Source organism: Kineococcus sp. DHX-1 (assembly GCF_042473625.1).
Taxonomy (GTDB): domain Bacteria; phylum Actinomycetota; class Actinomycetes; order Actinomycetales; family Kineococcaceae; genus Kineococcus.
This window is the reverse complement of sequence record NZ_CP170445.1, coordinates 2,932,139-2,945,644: the sequence shown is the minus strand read 5'-3', so window position 1 is coordinate 2,945,644 and position 13,506 is coordinate 2,932,139. Positions and strand designations below refer to the sequence as shown.

Here is a 13,506-nt window from a genome sequence, read left to right as displayed (position 1 = left end):
ACCGTGCCGACCTACCATGGGGCGGTGAGCCAGACCGCGCAGACCGCACCCGTCCTCGACGCAGGCCTCGACGCGGGGGACGACTGCAACGACACGTCCCTGCTGTCCCGGCCCGCCGAGCGCGCGGCGTGGGAGGGCGGCAAGCGGGTCCTGCTCGCGGCCCCCCGCGGCTACTGCGCCGGCGTCGACCGCGCCGTCGTCGCCGTGGAGAAGGCGCTGGACCTCTACGGGTCGCCCGTCTACGTGCGCAAGGAGATCGTCCACAACAAGCACGTCGTGCAGACCCTGCAGCAGCGCGGCGCCGTGTTCGTCGACGAGACCGACGCCGTCCCCGAGGGCGCCCACCTCGTCTTCTCCGCCCACGGGGTGAGCCCCGCGGTGCGCGAGGCCGCCGCCGCGCGATCGCTGCAGACGATCGACGCCACGTGCCCGCTGGTCACCAAGGTCCACAAGGAAGCCGTCCGCTTCGCCTCCCAGGACGCCCGGATCCTCCTCATCGGGCACACCGGCCACGAGGAGGTCGAGGGCACGGCGGGCGAGGCGCCCGAGCACATCACCGTCGTCGACAGCCCCGAGGTCGCCGACACCATCGAGGTCGAGGACAACGGCAACCTCGTGTGGCTGTCGCAGACCACGCTCAGCGTCGACGAGACGATGGAGACGGTCCGCCGTCTGCGCGCGCGCTTCCCGCACCTGCAGGACCCGCCGAGCGACGACATCTGCTACGCCACCTCCAACCGCCAGGTCGCGGTGAAGAAGATCGCCCCCGAGGCCGAGCTCGTCATCGTCGTCGGCAGCGCGAACTCCTCGAACTCCGTGCGCCTGGCCGAGGTGGCCCTGGACGCGGGAGCCCGTGCGGCGCACCGGGTCGACAACGCCGGCGAGGTCGACGACGCCTGGTTCGAGGGCGTCACCACCGTGGGGCTCACCTCGGGTGCGTCGGTGCCGGAGGTCCTCGTCCAGGAGGTGCTGGCCCTGCTCGCCGACCGCGGCTACGGCGCGGTCGAGGAGGTCACGACGGCCATGGAGGACCTGCAGTTCGCCCTGCCGACCGACCTGCGCCGCGACCTCAAGGCGGCCGGCGCGAGCCCGACCAACGCGGCCGGACGCCGCTCGCTGCCCGTCACTCCCGTCTGACCCGCAGCGGGACGACCTGCTCGTCCAGCAGTTCCGGGGCGGTCAGCGGCCGGACGGCGTCCTCGAGGGGGACGAGCGTCGGCAGCGTCTCGTCGGCCAGGTCGAGTTCGCGGATGCGGCGGGCGGACACGAGGACGCGTCGCTCCAGCGTGCCCACGAAGCGGTTGTAGTCCTCCACGGCGCGGTGCAGGGTCCGCCCGAGGGAGGCGGTGTGCCCCCCGAGCGTCCCGAGCCGCTCGTACAGCTCTCGGCCCACCTCGAACAGCTCCCGCGCGTTCCCCGCGACCGCGTCCTGCTGCCACGTCAGGGCCACCGTGCGCAGCAGCGCCAGCAGCGTCGTCGGCGTGGCCAGCACGACCCGCCGCGACATGGCGTGCTCCAGCAGCGCCGGGTCCGCGTCGCACGCCGCGGCCAGGAACGCCTCGCCCGGCACGAAGCAGACGACGACGTCGGGGGAGTCCTCGACCGCGCTCGGGTACTCCTTGGCGGCGAGGGCGTCGACGTGGCCGCGGACCGCGCGCGCGTGGGCCAGCAGCTCGCGGCGGCGCTCGCCGTCGTCGGCCGCCTCGCCCGCGCGCAGGAACGCGGCGAGCGGAGCCTTGGCGTCGACGACGACGTGCTTGCCGCCCGGGAGGTTGACGACGAGGTCGGGCCGGACGCTGCGGCCGGCGCGCGTGGTGAGCGTCGTCTGCTCGACGAAGTCGACGCGGTCGAGCATGCCGGCGTGCTCGACGACGCGGCGCAGCTGGACCTCCCCCCACGACCCGCGCGAGCTGGAGGCGCGCAGCGCCCCGGCGAGGGAGGCGGTCTGGTCGCGCAGGGCGTCCGTGCCCTCGGCCACCGAGCGCAGCTGCTCGGTGAGCCGGGCGTACTGCTGCACGCGGTCCCGCTCCAGCGCCGCCACCTGGGCCTCGACCCGTTCCAGCGTGGCCGCCACGGGGGTCACCGTCGCCGTCAGCTCGTGGCCGGCCGCGACGCGGTCCTCGAGCTCGTCGACGCGGTCGCGCAGCAGGTCCCGCTCGGCGCGCAGGGCGGCCTGCTCGGGGGCGGCCCGGCCGCGCAGCACCCAGCGCAGCAGCAGGGCCCCGGCGACGACGCCCACGAGCAGGCCGAGGAGCAGACCGAGCAGGAGGGCGAGGAGGTCCATGCCGGGGACTGTGCCACCCACCTCGGACACCGTCCGGGACCTCCCCTCGGACACCCTGGGCACGGAGCCGGGCGGGTAGGCTCCTGTTCCCGTGGCTCTCACCATCGGCATCGTCGGACTGCCCAACGTCGGCAAGTCCACGCTCTTCAACGCACTGACCGAGAACGACGCGCTCGCGGCGAACTACCCGTTCGCGACGATCGAGCCGAACGTCGGGGTGGTCGCACTGCCCGACCCGCGCCTGGACCGGCTCGCGGAGCTGTTCGCCAGCGAGAAGACCGTCCCGGCCACCGTGTCGTTCGTCGACATCGCCGGCATCGTCAAGGGCGCGAGCGAGGGGGAGGGCCTGGGCAACAAGTTCCTGGCCAACATCCGCGAGGCCGACGCGATCTGCCAGGTGACCCGCGCCTTCGCCGACCCGGACGTCGTGCACGTCGCCGGGGCCGTCGACCCGGCCGACGACATCGAGACGGTGCACACCGAGCTGGTGCTGGCCGACCTGCAGACCCTGGAGCGCGCGGTGCCGCGCCTGGAGAAGGAGGTCAAGGGCAAGAAGGCCGACCCGGCCGTGCTCAAGGCCGCCGTCGCCGCGCAGGCCGTGCTCGACTCCGGCCGGCCGCTGTCGGCCGCCACGGCCGCCGACGACGTCGACGTGGCGCTGCTCAAGGAGCTCGGGCTGCTGACGACCAAGCCCTTCCTCTACGTCTTCAACGTCGACGAGACCGTCCTGGGCGACGAGGCCCGCAAGCAGGAGCTGCGCACCCTCGTGGCCCCGGCCGAGGCCGTCTTCCTCGACGCCAAGCTGGAGTCGGAGCTCGCCGAGCTGTCGGCCGAGGAGGCCGCCGAGCTGCTCGAGTCCGTCGGGCAGACCGAGTCCGGCCTCGACCAGCTCGCCCGGGTCGGCTTCGACACGCTGGGCCTGCAGACGTACCTGACGGCCGGTCCGAAGGAGTCGCGCGCCTGGACGATCCACCGCGGCTGGACCGCGCCGCAGGCGGCCGGGGTCATCCACACCGACTTCCAGCGGGGCTTCATCAAGGCCGAGGTCGTGTCGTTCGACGACCTCCTCGCCGCCGGCTCGATGGCCGAGGCGAAGGCCGCGGGCCGCGTGCGGATCGAGGGCAAGGAGTACGTCATGGCGGACGGGGACGTCGTGGAGTTCCGCTTCAACGTCTGAAACGGTCCGGAAGGGTCCGTTCCCGCCCGTCCGGAAACACCGCGGAAACATCGCGGACCCGAGCTGGAAACGATTGTGTCTCGATCTGCGCCGGAAGCCCGTGAACGGCTGGGCGGAACGGGTGGAGTGCGTCATGCTCACGGGGCGGTGAGGTCGACGGGGATCTCACCGCTCTCACGTCCGGGGCGTCGTCCCCGGCGGCCCGAGCTCCACCGGTGGCCAGACCGACACCACATCGTTACCTCAGGGCCCGATCGGCGTGATCACGCCCCTGACCTGCGACGACGTGTCATCCTTGATGCACGCTCGGTCACGCGAGGGGTGTCCGGCGCCGTAGTGGAGGAGGACACTGGGGGAGGACCGCGCCCCCGGCGTCCGTCAACCGTTCACGGTCGTCCGGAAATGCGTTGACCGGGTGTTAACGTGCTGCCCGACCTGTAGAGGTGGACATCCTGCTCGTCGGGAGTCGCCGTAGATGGGCAACCTGCCCACCCAGTTCCGCTTGCGAGGAGGAGTTCCACCTTGAGCAGCTTCGAGAAGGACGAGCGCCCGGCTGTCGAGCGCATCGGCATCGTCACCGGTGGCCTGCAGTCCCCGTTCAGCCGCCGCAACGGCCTCAAGGGCGCCCTGGGCATCGCCGCCCTGACGACGCTCGCGGCCTGCGGTGGCGGCAACGACGACAGCGGCAACGGCTCGGGTGACGGCGCCTCCGGCGGCAGCGGCGGCGACGTCGTCGTCAACGGCACCGAACCGCAGAACCCGCTCGTCCCGACCAACACGAACGAGGTCGGCGGCGGCCGTCTCCTCGACTCGCTGTGGGCCGGCCTCGTCTACTACAAGGCGGACGGCACCCCCGAGAACGACATCGCCGACTCGATCGAGTCGACCGACGCGCAGAACTACACCATCAAGATCAAGTCGGGCACCAAGTTCTCCGACGGGACCGCGGTGACCGCGAAGTCGTTCGTCGACGCCTGGAACTACGGCGCCCTGGGCACCAACGCGCAGCTCTCCTCCTACTTCTTCGAGCCCATCGAGGGCTACAAGGAGGTGCAGGCCGAGCCGCCGACCGCTCAGACCCTGTCCGGGCTGGCCGTCGTCGACGACACCACCTTCACCGTCAAGCTCCTGCAGCCGGAGTCCGACTTCCCGCTGCGCCTGGGCTACTCGGCGTTCTACCCGCTGCCCGAGTCGGCCTTCTCCGACATCAAGGCGTACGGCGAGAACCCGGTCGGCAACGGGCCGTACAAGCTCAAGGAGAAGGGCGCCTGGCAGCACAACGTCCGGATCGACTTCGTCCCGAACGAGACGTACACCGGGCCCCGCAAGGCGGCGAACGACTCCCTCGCCTTCGTCTTCTACGAGACCTACGACGCGGCGTACGCGGCCCTGCAGGGTGGCGACCTCGACGTCCTGGACAACGTCCCCAGCTCGGCGCTGCTGACGTACCGCGACGACCTGGGCGACCGCGCCGTCAACCAGCCGGCCGCCGTCTTCCAGTCCTTCTGCATCCCCGAGGGTCTCGAGGGCTTCGGCGGTGAGGAGGGCAAGCTGCGCCGCCAGGCGTTCAGCTACGCGTTCGACCGCAAGGCGATCTGCAAGGCCGTCTTCAACGACACCCGCACCCCGGCCAAGGACTTCACGTCCCCGGTCATCGCGGGCTACTCCGAGACCGTCCAGGGCAACGAGGTCCTCACGCTCGACGCGGCCAAGGCCAAGCAGCTGTGGGAGCAGGCCAACGCCATCAAGCCGTGGAACGGCAGCACCTTCACCATCGCCTACAACAGCGACGGCGACCACCAGGCGTGGGTCGACGCGGTGACGGCCAGCATCCGCCAGAACCTGGGCATCCAGGCCGAGGGCAAGCCGTACCCGACCTTCGCCCAGATCCGCACCGAGATCACCAACCGGACGATCAAGGGCGCGTTCCGCACCGGCTGGCAGGCCGACTACCCGGGTCTGTACAACTTCCTGGCGCCGCTGTACGCCACGGGCGCCGGCTCGAACGACGGTGACTACTCGAACCCGCAGTTCGACGAGCTGCTCACCAAGGCGTCCGGCACGACCGACCAGGACGAGGCCAACAAGATCCTGCAGCAGGCGCAGACGATCCTGTTCGCCGACCTGCCCGTCATCCCGCTGTGGTACTCCAACGCCAGCGGTGGTTACGGCGAGCAGGCCAAGAACGTGAAGTTCGGCTGGAACAGCGTCCCGCTCTACTACCAGGTCACCAAGTCCTGACGTGAGGTCCGGGGGTGGGTCGTGCCAGGCGCGACCCACCCCCGTTCGTGCGCCGGGACGCCGGCGCCACACTGTGTTCGATCGTGAAGCGTTCGACCGTGAGGGCCGGGGCGACCAGGGAAGGTCGTGCCGGCGAGGAGGCTCGTGATGGGTTGGTACATCGGGCGCCGTCTGTTGCAGATGGTTCCCGTCTTCTTCGGAGCGACGCTCCTGATCTACGCCCTGGTGTTCCTGCTGCCGGGGGACCCGATCCTGGCGCTCTTCGGGGACAAACCCGTCAGCGAGACGGCCCGGGCGACGCTGACGGCGCAGTACAACCTCGACAAGCCGTTCATCGTGCAGTACCTGCTCTTCCTCAAGGGCATCTTCACCCTGGACTTCGGGCAGTCGTTCTCCGGTCAGCCCGTGCTGTCCCAGATCACCCGCGCGTTCCCGGTGACCATCAAGCTCGCGGTGGTGGCGTTCGTCATCGAGGCGGTCTTCGGCATCGTCTTCGGCTTCGTCGCCGGGCTGCGCCGCGGCGGCGTCTTCGACTCGACGGTCCTGTTCCTCTCGCTCATCGTCATCGGCATCCCGGTGTTCGTGCTCGGGTTCGTGGGGCAGTACTTCGTCGGGGTGAAGTGGGGCATCGTCCGCTCCACCGTCGGTGGTGACCCCGCGCTCGTGGACCTGCTGCTCCCGGGCGCCGTGCTCGGGGCCCTGTCGTTCGCCTACGTGCTGCGCCTGACGAGGAACTCCGTCGCCGAGGGCCTGTCGGCCGACCACGTGCGGACGGCGACGGCGAAGGGGCTGTCGCGGCCGCGGGTCATGACGGTCCACGTCCTGCGCAACTCGCTCATCCCCGTCGTGACCTTCCTCGGCACCGACCTCGGCGCGCTCATGGGCGGCGCCGTCGTCACCGAGGGGATCTTCAACGTCCCCGGGGTGGGGAACCTGCTGTACCAGTCCGTCATCCGGCAGGAGGGGCCGACCGTCGTGTCGGTCGTGACGATCCTCGTGCTCATCTACCTCGTCGCGAACCTCGTCGTCGACCTCCTGTACGCCGTCCTGGACCCGAGGATCCGCTATGTCTGAGCCCACCACCGGACGTCACGCACAGTCGGGCGGTGCCGTCGTGCGCCCCGGCCAGGAGCGCTACGTCGCGCCGCTGGAGGAGACGCCGCTCGCGGCGGTCGACGCGGTCGACGAGTCCGCGCCCACCGGCGGGTTGTTCGCCGACGCGTGGAAGCAGCTGCGCAAGCGGCCGATCTTCATCGTCGCGAGCCTCATCATCCTGCTGCTGGTCGTCGTCTCGCTCTTCCCGTCGTTGTTCACCTCGACCAACCCGCGGTTCGTCGACCTGTCCGTCGCGCTGCAGGGGCCCTCGGCCGCGCACCCCCTCGGGGTGACCCGCGGCGGCACCGACGTGTACGCCCGTCTCATCTACGGCGCCCGGGCGTCCGTGAGCGTCGGGATCCTCACGACGGTCATGGTCGTCGTCGTGGGCGGCGTCGTCGGCGCGCTGGCCGGCTTCTACGGCGGCTGGCTGGACGCGATCCTGTCCCGCGTCGCGGACATCTTCTTCGCGCTGCCGCTCATCCTCGGCGCCATCGTCCTGCTGCAGACGGTCAAGAGCCGCAACGTCGTCACGGTGGCCCTCACGCTGGCCCTCTTCGGCTGGCCGCAGGTCGCGCGCATCATGCGCGGGGCCGTCCTGCAGGTGCGGACCAACGAGTACGTGACGGCCGCGAAGTCCCTGGGCCTGTCGCGGATGGCGACGCTCCTGCGGCACGTCGTGCCGAACGCCCTGGGGCCCGTCATCGTCGTCGCGACGATCTCGCTCGGCACCTTCATCGCGGCCGAGGCGACGCTGTCGTTCCTGAGCCTGGGCCTGCCGCCGAGCATCGTCTCCTGGGGCGGCGACATCTCCAACGCGCGCGCCACCCTGCGCACCGACCCGATGATCCTGCTCTGGCCGTCGATCGGGCTGTCGATCACCGTCCTGTCGTTCCTCATGCTCGGTGACGCCCTGCGCGACGCCCTGGACCCGAAGGGCCGCACCCGATGAGCCCGCAGAACACCTCGGCCGCGCCCGTCGACCGCACCAAGCCGCTCCTGGAGGTGCGCGACCTCGAGGTCGACTTCACCTCCGGCGGCCGGGCCGTCCACGCGGTCCGCAAGGCGAACTTCACGGTGTACCCGGGCCAGACGGTCGCCATCGTCGGCGAGTCCGGCTCCGGCAAGTCCACGTCGGCGATGGCCGTCATCGGGCTGCTGCCGGGCAGCGGGAAGGTCGTCGGCGGGCAGGTCCTGTTCGACGGCAAGGACATCGCGCACGCCTCGCGCAGCGAGTACGTGGCGCTGCGCGGCACGCACATCGGCATGGTCCCGCAGGACCCGATGTCGAACCTGAACCCCGTGTGGAACATCGGGTTCCAGGTCAAGGAGGCGATCGAGGCCAACGGCATCGCCAAGGGCGCCGCGGCCAAGAAGCGCGCCATCGAGGTCCTCGGCGAGGCCGGTCTCGGCGATGCCGAACGCCGCTACCGCCAGTACCCGCACGAGTTCTCCGGCGGCATGCGCCAGCGCGCGCTCATCGGCATCGGCCTGGCCTCCCGGCCGCGACTGCTCATCGCCGACGAGCCGACGTCCGCGCTCGACGTGACCGTGCAGCGGGGGATCCTGGACCACCTGGACTCCCTCACCGCCGACCTCGGCACGGCCGTGCTGCTCATCACCCACGACCTCGGGCTGGCGGCCGAGCGGGCCGAGCACCTGGTCGTCATGTACAAGGGGCAGGTCGTGGAGTCGGGCCCGGCCCTGGAGATCCTCCAGGACCCCCGGCACCCGTACACCCAGCGCCTCGTCGCGGCGGCCCCCTCGCTGGCCTCGCGGCGCATGCAGTCCAGCCACCGCGCCGAGATCCTCGAGCAGGCCGAGGCCCGCGCCGAGCAGGTGCACGAGCAGGTGGCGGCGCAGACGCCCGTCGACGTCCCCGACGCGCCCACGGCCGACGTCATCGAGGTGCAGGGGCTGACGAAGGAGTTCGTCATCCGCGGCGCCGGGGTGCGCGGGGAGAAGCTGCTCGCGGTCGACGACGTCAACTTCGCGGTGCGCCGCGGGACGACGCTGGCGGTCGTGGGGGAGTCGGGGTCGGGCAAGTCGACCGTGGCGCAGATGGTCCTCAACCTGCTGCCCGCGACGTCGGGCAAGGTGCTCTTCGACGGTGTCGACATCACGACGCTGAACCGCAAGCAGCAGTTCGCGTTCCGTCGCCGGGTGCAGCCGATCTTCCAGAACCCCTACGGGTCGCTGGACCCGAGCTGGAGCATCTTCTCCTCGATCGAGGAGCCGCTGCGGGTGCACGCGGTGGGCGACGCCAAGAGCCGGGAGGCGCGCGTGCGCGACCTGCTCGACAAGGTCGCGCTGCCGCAGAGCTCGCTGCGCCGCTACCCGAACGAGCTGTCCGGCGGGCAGCGCCAGCGCGTGGCGATCGCCCGCGCGCTCGCGCTGCAGCCCGAGGTCGTCGTCTGCGACGAGGCCGTCTCGGCCCTCGACGTGCTCGTGCAGGGGCAGATCCTCACCCTGCTCAACGACCTGCAGGCCGAGCTGGGGCTGACGTACCTGTTCATCACGCACGACCTCGCCGTCGTGCGGGAGATCGCCGACGACGTCGTCGTCATGCAGAAGGGGCGCCTGGTCGAGCACGCCAGCGTCGACGAGGTCTTCACCTCGCCGAAGCAGGAGTACACGAAGGCTCTCCTCGACGCGATCCCCGGTCGGACGCTGCAGCTGGGCGCCTGAGCCCCGCTCACCCCGGGCAGGCTCCTGGGAACCACCCCAGGAGCCTCCCGAGGGGCTGTGCCGCAGCGCCTTGCGGGTCTACGGTAGGCGGATGCACTACATCGCTGTGGTCGTGCTCGCCGTCGTCGTCGGCATCGCGGTCGTCTACTGGCGGACCAGTCCGCGCCACCGGGTGGCCGCCGTCGCCCGCGGTGACCACGGGGACCGCGCCCGGCGCGCCCGGGAGGCGGCGCGACGCCACGAGGTGTGACGCTCCTCACCCTCGGTGAGCACCACGGGGGTGAACGATCCCGTCGGCCGCGTCGTTGGACGACTGGAGGCACCACCGGGTGCCACGACGGGAAGGACCAGCACGTTGAGCCAGACGCCGTCCCCGGCGCCCGAGCCCTCGAGGGACCGCGCCGACCGGGCCGCCCGCGTCGCGGCCATGAAGAAGGCGGAGAAGGCGCACGCCCGTCGGCGCCGCGTCCTGGTCGTGGCCGTCCCGACCGTCGCCGCGCTGGCCGTGGCCGGTGGGGTCACGGCGGTCTTCCTGAACCGGCCGCAGCCCCCGTCGCTGGACGCGGTGAAGACCTTCGACTACCGGGGTGGCGAGCACGTCCAGACGCCGGTGACGTACACCGAGAACCCGCCCGTCGGCGGCCAGCACAACCCGGTGTGGCTGAACTGCGGGATCTACGACGCGCCCGTCGCCAACGAGAACGCCGTCCACAGCATGGAGCACGGCGCCGTCTGGATCACCTACCGGCCGGACCTGCCGTCCGCCCAGGTGGACGAGCTGAAGTCCGACGTCCAGGGCGAGACGTACACCGTCCTGTCGCCCTACGAGGGCCTGCCCGCGCCGGTCGTCCTGTCCGCGTGGAACCACCAGCTCCAGCTGCAGTCGGCCGACGACCCGCGGATCGAGGCGTTCCTGGCGAAGTACGTGCAGGGGGCGCAGACGCCGGAACCCGGGGCGCTGTGCTCCAACGGCACGGGGACGCCGACCGGCTGATGCGCGGCCCCACGGCCCGGCAGGTCCTGTTCGCGACGGCGGGTCTGCTCGTGGCCCTCGTCGCCGGCGTGCTCGTGGGCCGGGCGCTGCCGACCTCCCCGGGCGCCAACTCCGTCGACGTGGGCTTCTCCCGGGACATGGCCACCCACCACGGGCAGGCCGTCTCGATGGCGTACACGGCCCTGGCGAAGGCCCCGTCGGCGGAGGTCCGCCAGCTGGCCGTCGACATCGCCTCGACGCAGGGGAACCAGGCCGGCCGGATGCAGCAGCTCCTCCTGTCGTGGGACCAGCCGTTGTCCTCGGCCGGACGCCCGGTGATGGCGTGGATGGCCGGGACCGACCTGCACGCCCGGCACGAGGTCGAGCAGGCGCAGGGCCGGATCATGCCGGGCATGGCGACGGCGGCCGAGGTGGCGCGCTTGAACGCCGAGGACGGCGAGACGTTCGAGGTCGACTTCCTGCAGCTCATGCTGCGGCACCACGCCGGGGGGATCGAGATGGCCCGGTACGGCGCCGAGCACGCCACGACGGCGGAGGTCCGGGACCTCGCGGCGGCCATCGTGGCCAGCCAGGAGGCGGAGTCGCAGCTGTTGACGACCTACCTCACCGAGCGCGGAGCCGCGCCGCTCCCGGCGTCGGCGGCGGCGTCGTGAGGCTCGTCGTGGGGGCGGCCCTCGTCGACGACCTGAGCGCCCCGCGGCGGCTCCTCGCCGCCCGCCGCAGCGCACCGCCGGCGCTGGCGGGGAAGTGGGAGCTGCCCGGCGGCAAGGTCGAGCCGGGGGAGACGCCGCACCAGGCCCTGCACCGCGAGCTGGCCGAGGAGCTCGGGGTCGTCGTGCGGCTGGGGGACGAGGTCGTGCACCCGGACGGCGCGTGGCCCCTGACCCCCGACCTGGAGATGCGCGTGTGGTTCGGCGTGCTCGTGCGCGGGACGCCGGAACCCCTGCAGGACCACGACGAGCTGCGGTGGCTGGAACGCGGGAGCTGGGCCGGCGTCGACTGGCTGCCGGGCGACGTACCGCTCGTCGCGGCGATGGAGCGGTTCGCCCGGCCCTGACGGGCGCCGTCCCTGGACGCACGTCGGCCCCTCGCTCCCGGTCGACGAGAGCGAGGGGCCGACGGTCCGTCCCCCGGCGGGTGCGCCGGGGTCGCGCGCGTCAGCGGGAGGGTTCGGCGCCCGGGGCGGGCGGGGTCGCCTCGACGTGGGTCGGCACCGGGCTGTCCCATTCGCGGTCGGCGGCCGTCACCCGCGGGTCGCGGCGGTCACCGCGGCGGCGCTGCGGCGAGGTGATCTTCGGGTCGCGGGCGAGGTCCTTCACGAGCGCCACCGCCATGAGCGCCATGACCACGAGGAACGGGGCCGCGGCGATGATGGTGATGTCCTGCAGCGCTTCGAGACCACCGGCGAAGAACAGGACGATGGCGACGAGGCCCATGAGGCCACCCCACAGCGCGACCAGCCACTTCTGCGGTTCGTCGACGCCGTAGGAGCTCAGCGAGCCCATGACGATGCTCGAGGCGTCGGCGCCGGAGACGAAGAAGATCGCCACGAGCACGACGACGAGCACGGACGTGAATCCGGCCCACGGGAACTGCTGCAGGAACGTGAACATCTGCGACTCCTGGTTCGCGATGCCCGCGATGTCGGCCCCGCCGGCGCCGTCCACGAACTTGCGCTGCAGGTCGATCGCGGCGCCGCCGAGCACCGAGAACCACACCAGGCTGACGGCCGTCGGGACGAGCATGACGCCCACGATGAACTCGCGGATGGTGCGGCCCTTGGAGATCTTGGCCAGGAAGGCGCCGACGAAGGGCGTCCACGACACCCACCACGCCCAGTAGAAGAGCGTCCACGCGCTCAGCCAGTCGGTGCCGCCGAAGGCGCCCGTGCGGGTGGCCATCGTCGGCAGCGCCGCGAGGTAGTTGCCCGCCGAGGCCGGGATGAGGTTGAGCATGAAGACGGTCGGGCCGACCACGAAGAGGAAGAAGAGCAGCGCGAGGGCCAGCACCATGTTGGTGTTGGACAACCACTTGATGCCGCGCTCGATGCCGCTGATGGCCGAGACGATGAAGCACACGGTGAGGACGGCGATGATGACGACCTTGACCGTCGTGGAGTTGGCGATGCCGAAGACCTCGGTGAGGCCGCCGTTCATCTGCGCCGCGCCCAGGCCGAGGCTGACGGCCGAGCCGAACAGCGTCGCGAAGATCGCGAAGACGTCGATGACGCGCGCCGCGGACTTGCCGCGGCGGCCGCGCAGGAGCGGGGCGAAGGCCGCCGAGAAGCCGCCCGCCCGCTCCTTGCGGTAGCTGGAGTAGGCCAGCGCGAGCCCGACGACGGCGTAGATCGCCCAGGGGTGCAGACCCCAGTGGAAGAGCGAGTAGTTCATGGCCTCGGTGGCGGCGGCCTGCGAGCCAGGGGTCTGGTCGTTCTGCGGGACCGTCATGAGGTGGGTCACGGGCTCGGTCACGCCGTAGAACATCAGCCCGATGCCCATGCCGGCGGAGAACATCATCGCGATCCACGACGCCCGGGAGTGCTCGGGCCGGTCCTCGTCACGGCCCAGGCGGATGCGGCCGAAGCGGCTGAAGGCCAGGACGAGGGCGAGGACGACGAAGCCCGTCGCGCCGAGCACGAAGGCCCACCCGAAGTCGCCGACGACGACCTGGAGGACGGCGTCCGCACCGGACTTCAGCTGGGTCGGCCAGACGGCGCCGACGAGGAGGAAGAGGACCACCACGCCCGCGGCGACGGCGAACGTCCGCTTGTCCACGGGTGGCCGCGCGACCGCTCCGGCGGGGCCGGTCGAGGGGCCGGTCGAGGGGTCGGGCGACGTGTCGGTTCGGTGCTCAGGCGGTGCGGACATGAGGGCGAGGGTGGCACGGAATGGCTCGTCCGGGCCAGCTGAGGATGATCAGAACGGACTACTGGAGACGCGTTTGCGCAGGTCAGGGGGTCGTTCGAGAGTGAAGGACCGCACGCTCGTCCCGGGGGCCGGAGGGCGCGGATAGACTGTGGTGTCAACC

Annotated in this window: 12 protein-coding genes; 10 read left to right on the top strand and 2 right to left on the bottom strand. The window is 71.5% G+C overall.

Going from position 1 to position 13,506, the window contains the following annotated elements; genetic code table 11:
- Positions 1-102: 102 nt before the first annotated feature.
- Entirely contained in the window at positions 103-1,137 is a 1,035-nt protein-coding gene (locus tag ACFEMC_RS14150) for a 4-hydroxy-3-methylbut-2-enyl diphosphate reductase (RefSeq protein WP_380176787.1), read from the top strand.
- On the opposite strand, the gene ACFEMC_RS14145 is transcribed toward ACFEMC_RS14150, so the two are convergent.
- The gene (locus ACFEMC_RS14145) at positions 1,124-2,284 is read right to left on the bottom strand and encodes a DNA recombination protein RmuC (protein ID WP_380170223.1); all 1,161 of its coding nucleotides are present in this window, start codon (positions 2,282-2,284) and stop codon (positions 1,124-1,126) included. The two genes, ACFEMC_RS14150 and ACFEMC_RS14145, sit on opposite strands and share 14 nt — an antisense overlap.
- Before the next feature lie 91 nt (positions 2,285-2,375).
- On the opposite strand from ACFEMC_RS14145, the gene ychF reads away from it, so the two are divergent.
- From ychF to ACFEMC_RS14100, 9 genes are all read left to right on the top strand, one after another.
- Positions 2,376-3,461 carry a redox-regulated ATPase YchF gene (gene ychF / locus ACFEMC_RS14140; protein WP_380170222.1) on the top strand — a complete coding sequence of 362 codons (1,086 nt, stop codon included), beginning with the start codon at positions 2,376-2,378 and terminating at the stop codon, positions 3,459-3,461.
- A gap of 585 nt (positions 3,462-4,046) precedes the next feature.
- Positions 4,047-5,702, top strand: coding sequence for an ABC transporter substrate-binding protein (locus ACFEMC_RS14135; protein WP_380176785.1), 1,656 nt, complete (start codon positions 4,047-4,049; stop codon positions 5,700-5,702).
- 147 nt (positions 5,703-5,849) lie between these two features.
- Positions 5,850-6,776 (top strand): ABC transporter permease, encoded by a 927-nt coding sequence (locus ACFEMC_RS14130; protein ID WP_380170221.1) that lies wholly within the window; start codon positions 5,850-5,852, stop codon positions 6,774-6,776.
- Positions 6,769-7,749: an ABC transporter permease gene (locus tag ACFEMC_RS14125; protein WP_380170220.1), complete on the top strand. Its 981-nt coding sequence runs from the start codon at positions 6,769-6,771 to the stop codon at positions 7,747-7,749. The genes ACFEMC_RS14130 and ACFEMC_RS14125 overlap by 8 nt, the downstream gene beginning before the upstream one ends.
- Complete coding sequence (locus ACFEMC_RS14120) at positions 7,746-9,485, top strand: dipeptide ABC transporter ATP-binding protein (protein ID WP_380170219.1); 1,740 nt, start codon at positions 7,746-7,748, stop codon at positions 9,483-9,485. The genes ACFEMC_RS14125 and ACFEMC_RS14120 overlap by 4 nt, the downstream gene beginning before the upstream one ends.
- Positions 9,486-9,576: 91 nt before the next feature.
- Entirely contained in the window at positions 9,577-9,735 is a 159-nt protein-coding gene (locus ACFEMC_RS14115) for a hypothetical protein (protein ID WP_367639378.1), read from the top strand.
- Between the two features lie 105 nt (positions 9,736-9,840).
- The gene (locus ACFEMC_RS14110; RefSeq protein WP_380170218.1) at positions 9,841-10,479 is read left to right on the top strand and encodes a DUF3105 domain-containing protein; all 639 of its coding nucleotides are present in this window, start codon (positions 9,841-9,843) and stop codon (positions 10,477-10,479) included.
- Positions 10,479-11,132 carry a DUF305 domain-containing protein gene (locus tag ACFEMC_RS14105; protein ID WP_380170217.1) on the top strand — a complete coding sequence of 218 codons (654 nt, stop codon included), beginning with the start codon at positions 10,479-10,481 and terminating at the stop codon, positions 11,130-11,132. Before ACFEMC_RS14110 ends, ACFEMC_RS14105 begins: the two co-directional genes overlap by 1 nt.
- Positions 11,129-11,536, top strand: a complete 408-nt coding sequence (locus tag ACFEMC_RS14100) for a (deoxy)nucleoside triphosphate pyrophosphohydrolase (RefSeq protein ID WP_380170216.1) — start codon at positions 11,129-11,131, stop codon at positions 11,534-11,536. Before ACFEMC_RS14105 ends, ACFEMC_RS14100 begins: the two co-directional genes overlap by 4 nt.
- 100 nt (positions 11,537-11,636) lie before the next feature.
- On the opposite strand, the gene ACFEMC_RS14095 is transcribed toward ACFEMC_RS14100, so the two are convergent.
- On the bottom strand, positions 11,637-13,346 hold the full coding sequence (locus ACFEMC_RS14095; RefSeq protein ID WP_380170215.1) for a BCCT family transporter: 1,710 nt from the start codon (positions 13,344-13,346) through the stop codon (positions 11,637-11,639).
- Positions 13,347-13,506 lie beyond the last annotated feature (160 nt).

Coding starts and splice junctions, on each gene's coding strand:
- ACFEMC_RS14145 (WP_380170223.1), bottom strand. CDS start 2,284: ATGGACCTCCTCGCCCTCCTGCTCGGTCTGCTCCTCGGCCTGCTCGTG.
- ACFEMC_RS14130 (WP_380170221.1), top strand. CDS start 5,850: ATGGGTTGGTACATCGGGCGCCGTCTGTTGCAGATGGTTCCCGTCTTC.
- ACFEMC_RS14125 (WP_380170220.1), top strand. CDS start 6,769: ATGTCTGAGCCCACCACCGGACGTCACGCACAGTCGGGCGGTGCCGTC.
- ACFEMC_RS14120 (WP_380170219.1), top strand. CDS start 7,746: ATGAGCCCGCAGAACACCTCGGCCGCGCCCGTCGACCGCACCAAGCCG.
- ACFEMC_RS14115 (WP_367639378.1), top strand. CDS start 9,577: ATGCACTACATCGCTGTGGTCGTGCTCGCCGTCGTCGTCGGCATCGCG.
- ACFEMC_RS14105 (WP_380170217.1), top strand. CDS start 10,479: ATGCGCGGCCCCACGGCCCGGCAGGTCCTGTTCGCGACGGCGGGTCTG.
- ACFEMC_RS14095 (WP_380170215.1), bottom strand. CDS start 13,346: ATGTCCGCACCGCCTGAGCACCGAACCGACACGTCGCCCGACCCCTCG.